The following is a 17,692-nucleotide window of genomic DNA, read 5'->3' on the forward strand; positions in this document are numbered from 1 at the left end:
ATTAATTTAAAATAAAAGAAATGGGGAATCGAGCAATGACTGAAATGAAGAAAGCGCGTATGATTGTCGAGAAAGATTTCAAAATTGCCGAGGTCGATAAACGGATTTTCGGCTCCTTCATCGAGCATTTGGGGCGGGCCGTGTATGGCGGCATTTACGAGCCGGGCCATCCGGCGGCGGATGAAAACGGGTTCCGCAAAGACGTGGTCGACCTGATCAATGAGATCGGGGTGCCGATTATCCGTTATCCCGGCGGCAATTTTGTATCCGGCTATAACTGGGAGGACGGGGTCGGACCGGTGGCCGAGCGTCCGTCAAGGCTGGAGCTGGCCTGGAAAACCGTCGAGCCCAACGAAGTCGGAACGAATGAATTTATGAAATGGGCCAAGCTGGTGAACTCCGAGGTCAATATGGCGGTCAATTTGGGCACGCGCGGCATTGACGCCGCCCGCAATTTGGTCGAATATTGCAATCATCCGTCCGGCTCCTATTGGAGCGATCTGCGCATCTCGCACGGTTATCAGGAGCCTCACAAAATTAAAACGTGGTGCCTGGGCAATGAAATGGACGGTCCTTGGCAGATCGGCCACCGGACGGCGGTAGAATACGGAAGAATAGCCGTCGAGTCGGCCAAAGTCATGAAATGGGTCGATCCCGGCATCGAGCTGGTCGCCTGCGGAAGCTCCAACCGGTCGATGCCGACCTATGCGGAGTGGGAAGCGACGGTGCTGGATCATACATACGAACATGTCGACTATTTGTCGCTCCATACTTATTACGGCAATCCGAATAACGATCTCCCGAACTATTTGGCCCGGTCGCTCGATATGGACTATTTTATTAAAGAAATTATTGCGACCTGCGATTATATCAAGGCGAAAAAGCGGAGCAAAAAGACGATGTACCTTTCGTTCGACGAGTGGAACGTATGGTTTCATTCCAGGGAGGCGGACCGTAAAAGAGAGCCGTGGTCGTTCGCGCCTCCGCAGCTGGAGGACGTATATACGTTTGAGGATGCGCTGCTGGTCGGCTGCCTGCTGATTACGCTGCTGTGCAATTCGGACCGCGTTAAAATCGCCTGCATGGCTCAATTGGTCAATGTCATTGCGCCGATTATGACGGAGAACGGCGGGGCGGCATGGCGGCAAACGATTTTTTATCCGTACATGCATGCGTCTGTCTACGGCAGAGGCGTCGCGCTGAACCCGATCATTTCTTCGCCCAAATACGACAGCAAAGATTTTACGGATGTGCCTTACCTGGAAGCGACGGCGGTCTACAACGAGGAAAACGAAGAGCTGACCGTGTTTGCCGTCAATAAGGATTCCGCGGCTGCGCTGCAGCTCGATGCGGATATCCGCGGATTTGCCGGTTACGAGGTAATCGAGCATATCGTACTGGAGCATGACGATATGAAAGCGGTCAATACCGCCGCCGTTCCGAATCGGGTCGTTCCGCACAGCCGCGGCGGCGCGCAAGCGAAGGACGGTTACATTCAAGCAAGCCTGCCGAAGCTGTCGTGGAACGTGATCCGGCTAAAAGCGCGCAGCTAAACGCAATCTTTTTTATGGCGTCTCACAGAGAGTACGAGCCCCGGAATGGAAGCCGAAGCACAGCAGCGTGCCGGGGTTCCCATCCGGCGGCTTTTTTTGCATTCATGTCGGCAGTACGCGGGAGCGGAACAATCGTTATAATGATAATTCCTCTTAACGCGGACGGCCGAACCTGTCATAATAGCGGTAAATGACCCGCGCGACAGTTGGAACGGGGACAGGAGGAAGCTTATGGATTATCGCAAGCCCGACATCGGCCTTACAGAGGCAATGTCTTTATTGGATCGGTATTGGGGCAGACAGACGGATCATGTGACCGCCGTTTCAGGCGGAAACTTGAGCAGCGTCTTTTTCTTCGACTCGGAAGGCAAAGGCTTCGTTCTTCGCGTCAGCGCTATTCCGGATGCGTTCAAGCGGGACCGCTGCATATCGGAGCTGCTGACCTCCCAGGGGGTTCCTTATCCACGCTGTTATAAGGAAGATACGGCCGGACCGTTCGTATTTTCGATTTCGGATCGTATTGAAGGCGGCGTGTTGGCCGATTTGCCGGAAGCGCAAAAGAATGAGCTTGTGCCGGAGCTTGTTGGGCTAATTACCCGGATGAATCAGGTGGAGCTTGGTCCGACAAGCGGCTTCGGCTGGATCGGACCGGCCGGAGATGGGACTTATGTCAGTTGGGAAGCATACTTGCATGATTTTTATAAGGAAGATCAGAAGGGCAATTTTTGGGAAAATTGGCATGAGCTGTTCCGCAGCGGTTTTTTGGAAAGGGACGTATTCGAGGAGTGCCGCGCACGGCTGCTTCATTACGCTCCATACAATGCGCCTCACCGGTATTTTGTCCATAACGATTGTCATGCCTGGAATTTGATTACGGACGGGCGCTCGCTGACGGGCATCATAGACGGCAACTGCTTGTACGGCGATTTTGTGATCGATATATCGATTGCCGAGGGCGCTATTCCGGGAAAGGACGCCATTCAGGCTTTTCAGGATCATTATGAGCGGATGGGCATCGGCATTCCCGATTTTAAGGAACGGCTGCTGGGAGCCCGTTATTATAAAGGGCTGGACGGGCTCCGCTTTTATGCCAAGACGGGACGCAAGTCTTCCTATGATTCGCTCCGCAGCTTTTTGCTTTCTTTGACCGGTTAAACGTCATTGGATATATACTTCCCGTCCATTTTATTGTATAAATGGGTTGTAGCCCCTGTTCGTTGAACTTCAGCGGCTGCAATTCCAATTGGGGGGAACGAAGAGTGAGAGTAGATGCGCATCAGCATTATTGGAAGCTGGAGAGAGGCGATTACGGCTGGATCTCTCCCGAGATGAAGGCCATTTATAAAGATTTCGGTCCGGCCGATTTATTGCGGCATTTGACGGACAACGGCATCGATAAAACGATCGTCGTGCAAGCCGCGCCGACACTGCGCGATACGGAGTTTATGCTCGAATTGGCGGCTTCCAACGAGTCCATTGCCGGTATCGTCGGCTGGCTTGACCTGCACAGTCCGAATTATTTGGAGCAGTTTCAAACGTTTAGGAAGCATCCGTCGTTCGTCGGATTCCGCGTCATGATTCAGGAAATGGAAAATGCGGATGAAGTGCTGGAGCCGGAAGTTATCGAAGCGCTGCGCCATTTTGCCGGCATCGGCTTTCCCGTCGACCTGCTGATGCATTCGAGCCAGCTGCCTTCCGTATTGAAGCTGTTGAAAGCGGTGCCGGGCCTGCATGCCGTGATCGATCATATCGCCAAGCCGGATATCGCGGCAGGCCAGTGGCAGCCGTGGGCGGAGCAGATGGAGGAGATAGCTTCCTACCCGGGCATTTACTGCAAGCTGTCCGGGATGGTGACGGAAGCGGATCATCGTGCTTGGCAACCGGAGCAGCTGACCCCATATATCCGGCATACGCTCGACCTGTTCGGCCCGGAGCGCGTCATGTTCGGCAGCGACTGGCCGGTATGCCTGTTGGCCGCCAGCTACGATCAGGTCGTGCGGACGCTGGATGAGGCGCTGCCCAAAACGTGGGGCGAACGGGAGAAGGCGGCTCTGTTCGGCGGCAACGCGCTGCGTTTCTATAAGCTGGAGCATCTGCAGCGATAAGGATAAGCATGAAGCAATAAGAAAGAACGTCCCGACGCGCCTTGGATTGTAGAGCGGCTTGGGGCGTTCTTCTTGTTTGTTGTAAGCAAATGTTGCATACAATGCTTTGCATTTTTGATAAACGCGCCTGCCCTTGGAGGAGTAGCTATTTCATTTTTGATTTTGTAGAGATCCAGAAAAAGGAAATTCCTGAGATAGTGCAGGTTTTTTTATCGAAATGACTCATTCAATAGAAATTCCGACAAATATGCAGGAGTTCGAACGGATTAGGGAGCGAACGCAATAGGAAGCGGAGAAAACATGCAGTTTCGCAGGAACTTAATCATGCGAAGCGATGAGTAGAAGAAAAGATGTGCAATTGCAGTTTTTCCTATCATCCTTTCTCAATCGTTGCCTTGGAATAAATCCTTTCCAATGAAACTTAAACCATTAGTTCAATATATACAGCAATCTGCCCCGCACTTTTTAATGGCTTGTCAAATAAAATATAACTCCAGGGGCCGCATTGTTCGCAGAAGGCTGATTACGGCTTTAATCCTCACCGCTATTTTGTTGTAAAAAATGAAGGTGGATGAGGGGCTGTCCCATAAGGGTTTCAACTGGTGATACAGTCCCGGAAAATATGCAAAGCCGCCTCCAGCACCACTATAATAAGCGGGAATGGAAGTGGCTTTTTACTTACAAATTCATATCAGAGTGGGGGGCTGAAAATCAAAAAATGATCTTTGGGACAGCCTCCTTTTTTGAGTCAGTCCCGCAGCCATTCCTCCAGCGTTGTCTGCCGCTCCGGATGGAGGCGGCTTCGCGCCAAAAAGCCGGTTCCATGCTGCGGCATCGGGTCCTGGTCGGTCGGCTGATAACGAAGGTCCACGCTCCAGCGCACTTCATTCGAACGGTTGGGCGTTGACATATGGATGCACCTGTCGTTGAATAATATCGCCGAACCGGCTTTTACCGGCAGCGCGACGGTCGGCGTCGGTCCCAGCTGGCTTTCGGTTAAAGCCGTGTAGCCGGTACCCGTCAACGCTTCGCGATGCCAGGCAAGCAGCTTCTGCTTGTGGGTTCGCGGTTTCAGGTGCAGGCAGCCGTTCTCGTGGGTCGAATCGACCAACGGAATCCAGACGGTGATGACGGGGTTGGCGTTGGCGTCCGGCCAGTATGACTTGTCCTGATGCCAAGGCACGGCGCCCGCGGCAACCTTCGGGACTTTGGGCCGCACATTATAGACCGGATTGGCGAATATTTCGCCGCCGATTAACGATTCCACCGCGTTCAAAATTTTAGCGTTATTCATCAGCTCGAAATAGCCCGGAAGCCGGTCACGCCAGCTCCGTCCGTATTTCAAAAAATGCTCCTCGTCAAGTCCTTGAAACAGCTCCGCCAATCGATACCGGAAAGGGCTGGCTTCGAGCTTATCCCGGATCAGTCCGGCTCCGTACAGCTCCTCGGCGATTTGTGAAACTTTGTCGTTCATCGCCCGCTTGGGCGGCTCCAGCTCCGCTTCGGTCAATAATTCCGGCAGCACCAAGTAGCCTTCCTCCTGATAAAAGTTTGTTTGCTCCGGCGTCAAGCTGCCCAATGCGCTATCCATAGTCAATCACTCCTTATTGGAATTCGATGTTGCTTGTTTCCATTATAAGAGGACGGCCACCGATTGTATTTTGACATTTGACCTTAAAGTTGTCATTTTTTTCGGTCAAAATGACCGGAACGGAAAGCAGTGTGGGAAATGCCGTAATATTCGGTAAACCGCCTGGGAAAATAATAAATGTAAAGCCGAACATATCCGCCAAATCGGAAACGGAACGCGAGCTTTCGAGCAGTTCTGCCGCGACCTGCATGTCGGGAGTCATCTCTGACAGCGTTTTCAATTGATGACGCATATCCTTCTCATTTGGATTCGGAAGCTCGTTCCATATAGGACCGGATACCCGGCAAAAAGCCGTAAAGACGCCGATATTTTCGGCTATGTTTTTATTATACCGCAGTTTTCAGCAAACTTTCAGCAAACATTCATGTGCGGCTCAACTGGTATTCATATCCTTTTAAGGAAAGAAGCCTATACTCGGATTTGTAACAAAATCCAATACAAAGGTGGACATGTCGATGAAACCATTCGAGAAGAAAATTTTAACGGGCGCGATTGCGGCAAGCTTTTTGCTGGGCGGAGCGGGGCTGCTTACCCATGCCAATGCGGAGGATGCCGGCACAACGGGTCCAGCGACATCGGCTGTAACGAAAAAAAATCAAGGCGAGCGCGGACAAGAGAAGCGCCAAGGCTTCGAATTCCGGTCCGGGAACGTGATCAAGGAAACGGCGGCATTGCTCGGTGTGGACGCTACCGTTGTCATGGACGAATTGAAGCAGGGTAAAAGCTTGCTGCAGCTTGCGCAGGATAAAGGCTTGACCAAGGAAGATTATTTGCAAAAGCTGACCGAAGCGGAAAAAGAGGCGATCGCTGCAGCGGTTACCGCAGGCAAGCTGACGCAAGAGCAGGCGGATAAGCAAACGGCGAATTTGACGGACCGGCTGACCAAGGAGATTGAGAATGCTGGATTCGGCAAGGGCGGCAAGCTTCCCGGCGGTCCCGGAATCGGCAAAGAAGCCGGATTCCGCGGCGGCAACATATTGAAGGAAACGGCGACATTGCTGGGCGTTGACGAAAGCGCGGTTCAGGAAGCGCTGAAAGCCGGCAAAACACTTTCGCAATTTGCCCAGGAAAAAGGGCTGAGCGAAGCCGATTATTTGCAAAAGCTGACCGATGCGCAAAATAAGTCGATCGATGAAGCGGTGAGCGCAGGCAAGCTGACGCAAGAGCAGGCGGATAAAGCGAAAACGGCTTTGGCCGACCGGTTGAAGAAGGAAATTACAAGCACGAACCAGAAAGGGTTCGAGGGCAAAGGCGGCTTCGGTGGCAAAGGCGGCTTCGACGGCAAACGGGGCTTTGGCGGCTTGGGCGATCCCGAAGCTTTGGCCAAAGCGGCCGACGCAACCGCGGAAGAATTGAAAACCGGTATGAGCGCAGGCAAATCGCTGGTTGAAATCGCCCAGGAGAAAGGCATCGGCGAGGATCAATTGATCGCGAACATCAAGGACGGTTTAACCGATCAAATCAAGCAGTTCGTGGAAATGAAGAAGCAACCTCGCGGTAACTAAGCGGATATAGGGGAAATGGCTGCCAGGCTTGATGATAAGCTTGGCGGCTTTTTCAATTTTCCGATTGACAAAAAGCGGAATCGCCGCCTCCAATTCGGCGCTTCGCGGAGATCTTACCGCTGCGTCGCAGCCGTAATTCAATAACGATCTTTTTTCTTACTTGGACTGATACGTCATATGGTACAATGAGGCATATTGGGCATGAAATGAAAAGGAAATGAGGGATCTTATGCCATCCGAACGGGAACAAGCGGCTGCTTTGCTCGCAGCGTACGGGCAAGAACAGCTGCTTCGTTTTTATCCGCAATTATCCGCTGACTCGCGAGACAAGCTGATTCGTGAAATATTAAGCCTTGATTTTGAGCTGATCAAGAGCATCGCGCACAACGGTCCGTCAGCTGCCGGAGACGATGCCGTCATTGAACCTGTACAGGCATACGATTGGGACAAGTTTGACAGCGGGGAGCAGCGGCGGTTTGAACGCAAGGGCTGGGAGCTGCTGCGACAGGGCAAGGTCGGCGCATTGGTCGTTGCCGGCGGCCAGGGGAGCCGTTTGGGACATGAAGGACCGAAGGGAACGTTCGATATCGGGCTGCCATCGCATAAATCGCTGTTCCAGCTGCAGGCGGAACGGCTGATCAATTTGTCTGCAAGAGCGGGGCGTGCGGTCCCGTGGTATATCATGACAAGCCCGGATAATCATGCGGAGACGGTCCGCTTTTTTAAGGAGCATGATCATTTCGGCTGTGCGCCGGATGACTGCTTCTTTTTCGAACAAGCGGTGCTGCCTGCATTGGATGTCCATGGAAACGTGCTGCTTGCGGCCAAGGACCGGATCAACCTCGCGCCGAGCGGCAACGGGGATTGCTTTGCGGCGCTGGCGCGTTCGGGCGGTCTGGCCGATATGAAGCGCCGCGGCGTGGAATGGCTGTTTTATTACAATGTCGATAATGCGCTGATCAAGGTGGCCGACCCTTTGTTTGTCGGAGTCGCGGCCCACTTCAACAACCCGATCGCGACGAAGGTAATCGAGAAGACGGATCCCGCGGAGAAGGTCGGTATTGTTTGTTTGAAGAACGGGCGCCCGGCCGTCGTCGAGTATACCGAAATTGCGGATTCGCTTAGGCATGAAGCTGACGTGCAGGGGAAGCTGAAATACCGGTTGGCCAATCTGTCGATCCAGCTGTTCCGCACCGATTTTATCGAACGCCATACGAATGCTCAGCTCCCTTTTCATATCGCGCATAAAAAGATACCGTTTATCGACGAAACCGGCGCGTTGATCGCACCTGACGAACCGAACGCCTATAAGTTCGAACGGCATCATTTTGATTTTTTTCCGTTGGCCGATCATATTACGGTACTGCTGATGAAGCGGGAGTCCGAATTTGCGCCGATTAAAAACAAGGCGGGCGAGGACAGCCCGGAATCGGCAAGGCGGATGCTGTTCGGCCTGCACCGCAGCTGGCTGCTTGCCGCCGGCGTTCCTGCGGAGCGGTTGAAGGACCGGGAAATCGAAATCTCCCCGTTGGTGTCGTATGCCGGGGAAGGCCTGGAGCATTTCAAGCCGGAGCTTGATCCCAAGCCCGAGCCCGGGCGGTCATGAGGGGTTCACGCAGACGGCTAAGCAGGCTTTCATAGGAAACGCCCGGACAGGAGCCCTCCGGGAGTATGGAAAATACGGCTATAAAATTTGTTTTCAACCCCAAAAAGAAAATTCGATGGCAAATTTGGTTCGTTATTTTATGGAAATCGCAATAATAGTTCCTTTGACTCGAAAAAAATGTGCTAGAATAAATGAAGAATTTGTGTTGATTTTTAAAACGACTACTAAAGAGGGCTGCTGATGATTAACAGACTGAACAAATTTCTTGAGAAAGCGATGCCATTTTTGACGCCGACCGGTGTAGTATTAGGTTTGTTGTGCACGTCATGGCTGCATTCGTACAGTTTTTTGGCGCCGTGGGTTTTTGCCGCAATGACGTTTGCCGGAAGTCTCGGCTCGAATTTTAAAGATTTAGGCAAAGTCATGATGCATCCGCTTCCAATCATTGCGATTTTCGTTATTTTGCATGTGGTGATGCCGCTGGTCGGCTGGGGCGCAGGCAATTTGTTTTTTCCCGGGGACGATCTGACCTTAAGCGGCTTCGTACTGATGTTCGTAATCCCTACCGGCGTTATCAGCCTCGTATGGGTGACGATATATCGCGGCAATGTGGCGCTTACGCTGGCTTTAATATTGCTGGACACGATATTGTCGCCGTTTATTGTGCCGTTCAGCCTTTCCTTGCTCGTAGGCGCGAAGGTGCAGATGGACGCCTGGGATATTATGCGGGGGCTCTTATGGATGGTCGTTATTCCGTCTTTGATCGGTATGGCGCTCAACCAAATTACAAAAGGGAAAATTAAAGCGTCATGGGGCCCGAACCTTGCGCCATTTTCCAAAATCGCCTTGTTTATCGTCGTTGCATTGAACGGTGCCGTGATCGCGCCGTATTTGCAGCAAATGAACACCAAGCTCGTCGTTATCATTCTCGTCGCCTTCGTTTGTGCGACAATCGGCTATATGCTAGGCTGGTTGTTTGCCAAACTGATGGGTTGGGACCGCGATTTGACGATTGCATTAACGTTCAACTCGGGCATGCGCAATTTGAGCGCCGGAGCCGTATTGGCCACAACGTTTTTCCCGCCGCCGGTCGCGCTTCCGGTTATCGCGGGGATGCTGTTCCAGCAAATTCTCGCGGCGCTGTACGGTCACCGGCTCAGCAAAAGCTATGGCATGAACGGGCCGGCAGCTACCAAAGCGGCATAATCGAAATTATTTTTTCGTTTTTAATCCCGACACGGCATCAGCTGGCGAGCGGGATATTTTTTTGCAGCAATGTAAAAGGAGACTGTCGCCGCTCTGCGATACCGGATACGGATACCGGCTCTTCGCGGGATTTCGGCAAGCGGTTGATTTCATGAATAAAATAGGCTATTTTTAAGCGGGGTTGGCTATTCTAAAGGATATTAAGTTTTTTGGTAGAATAAAAAGTATAAGATTTTATACTTAGCTTCGCACAACCTTGACAAACGCGCTCACGAAGGACGGCGAAGCCTTTTATCCTTGTCTAATTTTGTTATATTTATTATTGGAGATGAATAATGACAAGCATGTAGCAGAGGGGACGTACATCATGCAGGGGAAATCGAAACATACGGCCGCATTATCGCTCGGCGTCATGGCGGCAGGCTTTATAGGAACGCTGTTTTTCGAAGGCGTGCCGTGGGTGCGGTTTGCGCAAAGCGGCTTCGAGGCGGGGCTTGTCGGCGGCTTGGCCGACTGGTTCGCGGTGACGGCTCTGTTCCGGCATCCGCTCGGCATTCCGATCCCGCATACGGCGCTGTTGCCCAGTAATCGGGAAAAGGTATCGCGGGCGTTGATCAATACGGTTCAAAACGATCTGTTAAGCAAGCAAAGCATTGTCGACAAGCTCGCGCAGTTTCCGATCGTGCTGCGGCTTTTGCGCGGGTTCGAGGGCCAGCTTGGCTCCGACAGCGCCAAGGCAGGGATCGTGACGATATGCGATTTTGCCGTCCGGCAAATACCGCTTGAGAAGCTGGCCCGTTACGGGGAGAAAGAACTGCTGCGGCTGCTGGATACGCTGGATCTGCGGGCATTGGTTCAACAAGCGCTCAGCCAGGCGTATGCCCGGGGCTATGATGAAAAAGCGTTCGATTTCGTCCTCGATTTGGCGGAGAAGCTGGTCGGCAGGAGCGATATCCGCGACCGGTTGGGAGCGGTGGCGGTGCAAGCGCTGTCCCATCTCAAAACAAACGGGCTGATGCAGTTCGCGCTCAACGCCTTTGTCGGCTATTTCAACGAGGAGAAGCTCGGCAGCCTGATTCAGCAGTTCGTGCTGAACGGTATTGAAGGGTTAAGAATGCAGGGCAATCCGAACCGCAGGGCGGTGATGGAAGCGCTGCGCGGCTGGCTGGACAAGCCCGAGCATCAGGAAAATATGACGGCCGAGCTGGAGAAATGGAAAGCTCAGCTGCTCGGCGAGTGGAAGCTGGAGGACAAGCTGCTGGAGCTGCTGCAGCGGATGCAGACGCAGGCGTTGGAATGGATACGCGGCGAGCAGTTCGCCGAGACGCATGCTCTGCCGTTCATTTCCCGGATGATTCAGCAAGTCGAACAAAATCCGGAGCTGTTGAACCGATTGGAGCTCGGATTAAGGGAGCAGATCGCCCGGCTGATCGAGGCGAATCATCACAAGATCGGTGCACTGGTCAAAGAAAACATCGACCGGTTCGACGATGCGACGCTAATCGAGCTGATGGAGGACAAGATCGGAGGCGATCTGCAGTGGATTCGCGTGAACGGCGCGATCTGCGGCTTCTTGATCGGCCTGGTGCTGGCCGGCGTCCATACGCTTGTGTCTTAGCTTCCCGGCGGGGAGTATCCCAACGCCTCCTGAATTTAGAGGGTCTAACGCGGACGTCGGCGATTCCCGAAACCGCTCCGCCTATCTATACGCATCGTTTCATGCACAACAATGAATGGTTCTATGCATGCGGCCAACCGCCGTCATGCAGCGCCTCGCCGCAAGCTTGAAGCCGGGCGGTGAGGAAATGACGTCTTCAAGCCCGCAGCATTGGCATGCGGGCTTGAAGACGTTTTTTTGAGAAGGATATGATTTTTGTAAATTATTAGGTTACAGGTGTGGCCTCATCTGAATCATTATGGTTCAGGACAAGATCCGTTCTGTGGTGATCAAGAAAGTGGAGACATATCGAAAAAAACGGGACTCGCGGAACGGATTTGAAAAAAAAGGAGCATCGATGTATAAAGTAGAACCAACAGGGAATGGGTGTGGGATGGAGAGCTGAATGAAGTAGTCGGGAGCGAGCATTCTTCCCGGGATGTTCTTTTCCTGGTAAGAAAGCTCAAGTCCATCAGGAACAGCGCCCGCGATTGGAGGAACCCGGGCTAACGGACCTGAGCGCCATTATTTGCCCGGATTTCGCGGTTTTATCATTGTAACGGACCGGAATGACGTTATACGTCGTTCCTGACGTTCATTGGTCCCGTTAGCAGTGAAATAACGTCGCCTCGGTCCATTAGAATTGAAAACCATTCGTTTGGACGCAATTAACGTCTCTGAAGTCCGTTACAAAGAGCGGGGCGGCGTTTCAAGAGGCAGGATGGGGTTTTGACCGCGCGCATCGCTAAAACACGAATGTATCTTCGTCGAAATGGCTTCGATCCGGAGCTTTTCTTACGTATATAGCATTTATAAGTTTCGGGGCTCACCGCAAAGTACCTGAATCAGCTTCGAAGCAAGACCCCACTTTGTGGGGATATTTGCCGTTGCTCCCGATTTACCGGGATTATTGGATCATCGTGAACGAGAAATGCCGGTCGAGCGCGAAGTTGATCGCCCCGAGCGCTCCGCCGATTTCGCCCAATACAGCGGTGTGCACCGTAATGCCGGCGGAGAGCGCCATCATGGACCGCTGCTGCATCACTTTCGTCGCGGTTTGGACATAAGTGTTGCACATACCCGGAATCGAGCCTCCGAGAATGATCGCTTCCGGATTCAGCAGGTTGACGAGGTTGGCCAGGGCGATGCCGAGATAGGAGGCGGCATGGTTGACGACCCGCACGGCCAGCTCGTCGCCTTGATCCGCCGCCGTGCAGACGTCTCTGGCATGCAGCAGCTGGAGATCGTTTCCGGGATACACATGGGACAGCAAGCTGTCATTCATGCCGGCCCGGAGCAGCCTGCGGGCTTCCTGCTCGATGGCGGGAGCCGTGGCGTACAGATGCAGGCAGCCGTTGTTGCCGCATGGGCAAACCGGGCCGTCCGGCTCAAGCGTAATATGTCCCAGCTCGCCGGCCCCGCCGAACGAACCGGAAACGAGCTGGCGGTCGTTGAAAATACCGGCGGCAATGCCCGAGCCGACGCCGACATAAATCATATGCCGGTAATCTCTGCCCGCGCCGAACCGGCATTCCGCCAGGCCGCGGGCACGGTGACGGTTAATCGCGACGGCGGGCCAGCCGAGCTCTTTACTCACCATCTCCTCGATGTTTACATTCGACCAGCCCAAATCCGAGGCGCTTTTGATGATACCCTTGCCCGTGTCGACCAGGCCGGGCACGCTCAGGCCGAACATGCGGATAATCTCTTTGTTGAAATCTTTGGCCACATTGGCGATATGTCCGATCAGCTCCTGAACGGCCGCTTCGGGCCGCGATGAGCTGACCGGTATTTTTGTCATATGCATGACATTGCCGAGCAGATCGAATACGCCGAGCGTCCAGACCTGATTGTCCAGGTCGGCGCCCATAATGGCATGAGATCCGGGCACAAGCTCCAGCGAAATCGCCGGACGTCCGCCGGTGGAAGGAGCTTTTTCCGTTTCCTGAACAAGATTCCACTCGATCAGCTCGGAAATTGTGGATGAAATCGTCGCTCTGCTAAGCTCGGTAACTTTGGTCAATTGAATCCGGGGCATGGAGCCGTGCATCCGCAAAGCTTGGATAATGCTCGTTTTGCTGCCCTTTTGATCGCTTTTGCTAGGAATTATCATAAGTTTCACCGTCGCCATATCATTCTGTAATTCATTCGAGCAGCCAACCAATGCAATGAACGGGATAAACGTCTGTAAAGTTAAGTGTTGTATATAATTTAATAAAAAACAGAACAAAGATCAAGATAAATATAGCGACAACTATCAATTAATGTTCGAAAAAGCTTTATTATTCTACAACTTAATTTATATATTGACAAAAGTCGGAGAGTTCCATTATGATAAGCACATACCAATGAAAGCGTTATTATGGAGGGGACACAATGAAAGCGACGATCGTGCTAGGCGGGAACATGTATGATGACTCCAGTATCGAGCATTTTTTGAAGGATGCGGCCGCTATCGGCTATGAAGGTGTAGAAATCCGGGGCGTCGGCGAATTAAAGGACAGCCGTATTCCGAAAGAACGCGCAGAGCAGATTAAAGCTTTGCTTGACGGATACAAGCTGACGCCAACCAATCTTTCGTTGTTCTCCGGCGGATTTGCCTGCAATACCGAGGAGGAGAACAAGGAAGAGCTTCTTAAATGGGAGCGTTATCTTGATTTTGCTTCCACCATCGGATGCGGCATGATGAGATTGAATCCGGGCTTCCAGCATTCCGACGAAGTATCCAAGGAAGATTTGGCGAAGACGGTTCAATGGTTCCGGAAATGCGCCGATCTGGCCAACGAGCGGAATATACGCGCCGTCATCGAAATCCATCACGGGACGCTTTGCGACACCGCGGAAGCTTCCATCGCGTTTGTCGAGGCGGTCGAACGCAGCAACGTAGGATTGATTCTCGATCCCGTTAATATGTACCAGGTGCCGACCGAATACGGGATTTCCGCGATTGAGCGTTTAAAGCCTTACCTGTTCAACGTGCACATCAAAGATATTGTAGAAATGAAAGGCACTCAATATCCATGGTCGTTTGAGTATAACGATTATGTGCCGCATATCGGACGGTATCACCGGGTTATTCCCAAGGAGAACAAAACGGAAGAGCGCTTTTTCTGCCACCGGCTCATCAATCAGGGCGGAATCGACTGGTACGAAGTGTTCCGCGGGTTGGAGCAAATCGATTACAACGGTTATCTCACCATTGAAAGCGTCAGCAAGCCGGGCTCCGATCTTCCCGTGCACACCGAGCTCGCGCAGCAATGCTACAACGATCTGCAGCATTTGCTGAGCATCACCAAATCGAATGTGACTGTTTGAAGCGTCAAATCGTTCAACTAAAGGAGTGTAACGGTCGTGGAAAAACCGGAAAAGCCATTTTTATATTCGCTGTTCGTCAAGCATTGGAAAGACAAGTCCGCACCGGAGCTGGGCCGCTTTGTAAGCGGTATCGGCTTCGACGGTGTCGAGCTTCCGATTCGCGCCGGGTTTCAGGTAGAGCCTGAAACGGCGGGTCGGACGCTGCCGGCCTTTGCCAAGCAGCTCGCCGAGCAGGGCGTCCGCATATTCAGCGTAGCGGCTTCTACCGACGAAGCGATATTCGCTGCATGCGCGGAGGCGGGAGTCCCGGTCATCCGGATCATGGTCAACATCGATCAGGACGGCTATAAGGCGACGGAGGAACGGACCAAGCGAAAGCTGGAGCAGCTCGTGCCGCTATGCGAGAAGTACGGCGTGAAGGTTGGCGTTCAGCAGCATTATGGCAGCTACATCATCGACTCCAACGGCATCATGCGGCTGATGGACTCGATCGACCCCGCTCATGTCGGCGTCGTCTGGGATGCGGCGCATGACGCGTTTGCCGGACAACAGCCTGAATACGGCCTGGATATCGTCTGGTCCCATCTCGCTATGGTCAACCTGAAAAACGGATTTTTCATCCGCAGCAACGGACCCGAAGCCGAAACCGCAGAGTGGAAGCGTCATTTTACAACCGGGCGGCACGGAATGGCGCATTGGCCGCGCATTGCCCACTATGTGAAGGAACGAAGCTACCGGGGCGTTATTTGCTTAACCGCGGAGTACAGCGATCTGGACAACAAGGACCGCTATATCGCCGAAGATCTCGCTTATGCGAAGTCGCTGTTCAACGTTTAACGAATCAGGCAATGGTTAACGTTTCAAACCGAACTACAGATTTCAAGAAGGAGGTGCAGCATCATGTCGGCTCAAAGCGAAATCCAAATGGGCAGTCTTGCAGAAAATGCACCGAAAAGCAAATGGAAGCATGTCATGCACGGACTCAGAAGAGATAAATTTTTATATTTGCTGATTACTCCCGGTGTCTTGTTCTTTCTTATTTTTAAATATGTGCCGATGTGGGGAGTCATTATAGCCTTTCAGGACTATTCGCCTTACCTGGGCGTGATGGAAAGTCAGTGGGTTGGCTTCGAGCATTTTATCCGCTTCTTTTCCAATCAAGATTTTTACCTGCTGTTCCGGAACACGATGGCGATCAGTTTGCTGAGTCTGATCTTCTTTTTCCCGCTGCCGATCTTGCTGTCGCTGCTGTTGAACGAACTGCGCAATGAAGTTTATAAAAAATGGATCCAATCGATCGTCTACATGCCGCATTTTCTGTCATGGGTCATTATTGCGGGGATTACGTTTTTGCTGTTGTCGCAGTCGTCGGGTGTTGTCAACAAGATGCTGGTCAGCTTCGGGTTCGCCAAATACGACTTTTTAACGAATGAAAACAATTTTTGGGCGCTGCTCACCATTCAAAATATTTGGAAAGAGACCGGTTGGGGAACGATCATTTTCCTGGCAGCCATCGCCGGTGTAGATCCCCAGCTGTATGAAGCGGCTAAAATGGACGGAGCCAACCGTATACGCCAAGCGTGGCACGTTACGCTGCCCGCGATTCGCAGTGTTATTATCGTATTGTTCATTTTGCGGCTCGGCCACATTATGGACGTCGGCTTCGAGCAAGTATTCCTGATGATGAACGGCGCCGTGTCGAATGTCGCGGATGTTTTCGAAACCTACGTGTACCGCCTTGGAATTCAGCAGGGACAATTCAGCTTTAGCACCGCTGTCGGTTTGTTCAAATCCGTCGTCGGACTGATTCTGGTCATTGTGGCTAACAAGCTGGCCAAACGTTTTGGCGAAGAAGGCGTGTATTAATCGCTTATTATCGGTAACGGGGTGAAAAAAATGAAACAAAGCATAGGTGACCGCATATTTGATACGGCTAACGTGATTGTGCTGGCTCTCGTAGGGGTCGTAACGTTATTTCCTCTTTATTATGTGTTCGTCGTATCATTTACCGATCCGGCGGAATATATCCAGAAACAGGGATATATTTTATTCCCGCAAAAATGGACGCTCGATTCGTATAAATATTTGTTGTCCACTTCAGCGTTTCAGAACGCGACATTCATCAGCGGTTTTCTGGCGACTGTCGGAACCGCGCTGAGTCTGGTCGTAACGGCCGCTCTCGCCTACGGCTTGTCCCGCAAGCGATTGCAGGGCAGAAGAATTATTATGCTGATGATTTTGATCACGCTTTTGTTCAGCCCGGGTCTGATCCCGCCTTATCTGCTTATTCGCGATTTGGGCCTGATCAACAGCATCTGGTCGCTTATCGTGCCGGTGCTGACCAGCGGCTGGTATGTCATCCTGATGAAAAGCTTTTTTGACAGCATTCCGGTGGAGCTGGAGGAATCGGCCGTCATCGACGGTTCGACCGATATCGGCGTCTTCTTCCGGATCGTGCTTCCGCTGTCGCTTCCGGCGCTTGCCGCGTTCGGACTCTTTTATGCAGTAGCTTATTGGAACACATTCTTTAGTGCGGTATTGTACATCAACGATTATGCCAAGTGGCCGCTTCAGCTTGTGCTGCGCAATATGCTGATCGACTCGTCGACACAGGCGGGGGGCTCGGCAGCGGCGGAGATGATGGCCGAACAAAATATCCCTACCGAAACTTTAAAAATGGCTGCGGTCGTCATCGCGACAGTTCCAATCCTGTGTGTTTATCCGTTCCTGCAAAAGCATTTTGCCAAAGGTGTCATGCTGGGCTCGGTGAAAGGATAATCAGTATTTAAATGAATGAGCCCAGCGGTGATATGTCAAGGGGATGATCGATAAGAATTGGAAAAAACATTGCCTAAAGCGTACCCAGAGCTGAAAAAAGACATCACTAAACTAACCCCACCATTTAGTCTAAATTTTCAGACTATTTACAGGCATGGGCAACATGTAAAAAGAGTAGAAATCTGGAAATCCTATGGATTCCTCCTCTCGGGTGGTGTGTACATTTTGTTGGTCTTCAGTAGCATGAATACCAACCGTACCAATTTTCGTGCAGATAGGACGAGGGCTCTTTTGTGCTTATGCTTCGGGACTTCAT

At 52.1% G+C, this 17,692-nt stretch carries 14 protein-coding genes; 11 read left to right on the forward strand and 3 right to left on the reverse strand.

Translation table 11 applies throughout. The annotated features are described in order from the left end of the window. Positions 1-35: 35 nt before the first annotated feature. The 3 genes from arfA (at position 36) to E1757_RS30370 (ending at position 3,658) form a co-directional block, all read left to right on the forward strand. Positions 36-1,553, forward strand: coding sequence for an arabinosylfuranosidase ArfA (gene arfA, locus E1757_RS30360; RefSeq protein WP_133235354.1), 1,518 nt, complete (start codon positions 36-38; stop codon positions 1,551-1,553). A gap of 231 nt (positions 1,554-1,784) precedes the next feature. Then, complete coding sequence (locus tag E1757_RS30365) at positions 1,785-2,708, forward strand: phosphotransferase family protein (protein ID WP_133235356.1); 924 nt, start codon at positions 1,785-1,787, stop codon at positions 2,706-2,708. Between the two features lie 104 nt (positions 2,709-2,812). Continuing rightward, positions 2,813-3,658 (forward strand): amidohydrolase family protein, encoded by an 846-nt coding sequence (locus E1757_RS30370; RefSeq protein WP_181956710.1) that lies wholly within the window; start codon positions 2,813-2,815, stop codon positions 3,656-3,658. 748 nt (positions 3,659-4,406) lie between these two features. Here E1757_RS30370 and E1757_RS30375 read toward each other — a convergent pair. Together E1757_RS30375 and E1757_RS30380 are read right to left on the reverse strand one after the other, a co-directional pair. Then, positions 4,407-5,249 carry a phytanoyl-CoA dioxygenase family protein gene (locus E1757_RS30375; protein WP_133235360.1) on the reverse strand — a complete coding sequence of 281 codons (843 nt, stop codon included), beginning with the start codon at positions 5,247-5,249 and terminating at the stop codon, positions 4,407-4,409. A 13-nt stretch (positions 5,250-5,262) separates the two neighbouring features. After that, positions 5,263-5,541 (reverse strand): hypothetical protein, encoded by a 279-nt coding sequence (locus tag E1757_RS30380; protein WP_133235362.1) that lies wholly within the window; start codon positions 5,539-5,541, stop codon positions 5,263-5,265. A gap of 223 nt (positions 5,542-5,764) precedes the next feature. Between E1757_RS30380 and E1757_RS30385 the strand changes: the two genes are divergently transcribed. From E1757_RS30385 to E1757_RS30400, 4 genes are all read left to right on the forward strand, one after another. Next, complete coding sequence (locus E1757_RS30385) at positions 5,765-6,814, forward strand: hypothetical protein (RefSeq protein ID WP_133235364.1); 1,050 nt, start codon at positions 5,765-5,767, stop codon at positions 6,812-6,814. 229 nt (positions 6,815-7,043) lie between these two features. Continuing rightward, on the forward strand, positions 7,044-8,420 hold the full coding sequence (locus tag E1757_RS30390) for a UTP--glucose-1-phosphate uridylyltransferase (protein ID WP_133235366.1): 1,377 nt from the start codon (positions 7,044-7,046) through the stop codon (positions 8,418-8,420). 240 nt (positions 8,421-8,660) lie between these two features. Beyond that, the gene (locus E1757_RS30395) at positions 8,661-9,626 is read left to right on the forward strand and encodes a bile acid:sodium symporter family protein (RefSeq protein ID WP_342774612.1); all 966 of its coding nucleotides are present in this window, start codon (positions 8,661-8,663) and stop codon (positions 9,624-9,626) included. Positions 9,627-9,993: 367 nt separating this feature from the next. Further along, positions 9,994-11,244, forward strand: a complete 1,251-nt coding sequence (locus E1757_RS30400) for a DUF445 domain-containing protein (protein ID WP_165972365.1) — start codon at positions 9,994-9,996, stop codon at positions 11,242-11,244. A gap of 946 nt (positions 11,245-12,190) precedes the next feature. Here E1757_RS30400 and E1757_RS30405 read toward each other — a convergent pair. Then, positions 12,191-13,396, reverse strand: coding sequence for an ROK family protein (locus E1757_RS30405; RefSeq protein WP_246079647.1), 1,206 nt, complete (start codon positions 13,394-13,396; stop codon positions 12,191-12,193). Positions 13,397-13,659: 263 nt separating this feature from the next. On the opposite strand from E1757_RS30405, the gene E1757_RS30410 reads away from it, so the two are divergent. The 4 genes from E1757_RS30410 (at position 13,660) to E1757_RS30425 (ending at position 17,376) form a co-directional block, all read left to right on the forward strand. After that, positions 13,660-14,598: a sugar phosphate isomerase/epimerase family protein gene (locus E1757_RS30410; RefSeq protein WP_133235374.1), complete on the forward strand. Its 939-nt coding sequence runs from the start codon at positions 13,660-13,662 to the stop codon at positions 14,596-14,598. Between the two features lie 36 nt (positions 14,599-14,634). After that, positions 14,635-15,435 (forward strand): sugar phosphate isomerase/epimerase family protein, encoded by an 801-nt coding sequence (locus E1757_RS30415; RefSeq protein ID WP_133235376.1) that lies wholly within the window; start codon positions 14,635-14,637, stop codon positions 15,433-15,435. A gap of 87 nt (positions 15,436-15,522) precedes the next feature. Then, a complete protein-coding gene (locus tag E1757_RS30420; RefSeq protein ID WP_246079650.1) occupies positions 15,523-16,464 on the forward strand; it encodes an ABC transporter permease in 942 nt (313 codons plus the stop codon). A 30-nt stretch (positions 16,465-16,494) separates the two neighbouring features. After that, the gene (locus E1757_RS30425) at positions 16,495-17,376 is read left to right on the forward strand and encodes a carbohydrate ABC transporter permease (RefSeq protein ID WP_133235380.1); all 882 of its coding nucleotides are present in this window, start codon (positions 16,495-16,497) and stop codon (positions 17,374-17,376) included. Positions 17,377-17,692: the final 316 nt, after the last annotated feature.

This window comes from Paenibacillus piri (assembly GCF_004354045.1).
Lineage (GTDB): Bacteria > Bacillota > Bacilli > Paenibacillales > NBRC-103111 > Paenibacillus_S > Paenibacillus_S piri.

What these genes read in the sequence shown, in the direction of transcription:
- E1757_RS30365 (WP_133235356.1), top strand. Translation starts at nt 1,785, where the DNA reads ATGGATTATCGCAAGCCCGACATCGGCCTTACAGAGGCAATGTCTTTA.
- arfA (WP_133235354.1), top strand. Translation starts at nt 36, where the DNA reads ATGACTGAAATGAAGAAAGCGCGTATGATTGTCGAGAAAGATTTCAAA.
- E1757_RS30385 (WP_133235364.1), top strand. Translation starts at nt 5,765, where the DNA reads ATGAAACCATTCGAGAAGAAAATTTTAACGGGCGCGATTGCGGCAAGC.
- E1757_RS30380 (WP_133235362.1), bottom strand. Translation starts at nt 5,541, where the DNA reads ATGCGTCATCAATTGAAAACGCTGTCAGAGATGACTCCCGACATGCAG.
- E1757_RS30400 (WP_165972365.1), top strand. Translation starts at nt 9,994, where the DNA reads ATGCAGGGGAAATCGAAACATACGGCCGCATTATCGCTCGGCGTCATG.
- E1757_RS30375 (WP_133235360.1), bottom strand. Translation starts at nt 5,249, where the DNA reads ATGGATAGCGCATTGGGCAGCTTGACGCCGGAGCAAACAAACTTTTAT.
- E1757_RS30390 (WP_133235366.1), top strand. Translation starts at nt 7,044, where the DNA reads ATGCCATCCGAACGGGAACAAGCGGCTGCTTTGCTCGCAGCGTACGGG.
- E1757_RS30405 (WP_246079647.1), bottom strand. Translation starts at nt 13,396, where the DNA reads ATGATAATTCCTAGCAAAAGCGATCAAAAGGGCAGCAAAACGAGCATT.
- E1757_RS30410 (WP_133235374.1), top strand. Translation starts at nt 13,660, where the DNA reads ATGAAAGCGACGATCGTGCTAGGCGGGAACATGTATGATGACTCCAGT.
- E1757_RS30425 (WP_133235380.1), top strand. Translation starts at nt 16,495, where the DNA reads ATGAAACAAAGCATAGGTGACCGCATATTTGATACGGCTAACGTGATT.
- E1757_RS30420 (WP_246079650.1), top strand. Translation starts at nt 15,523, where the DNA reads ATGGGCAGTCTTGCAGAAAATGCACCGAAAAGCAAATGGAAGCATGTC.
- E1757_RS30395 (WP_342774612.1), top strand. Translation starts at nt 8,661, where the DNA reads ATGATTAACAGACTGAACAAATTTCTTGAGAAAGCGATGCCATTTTTG.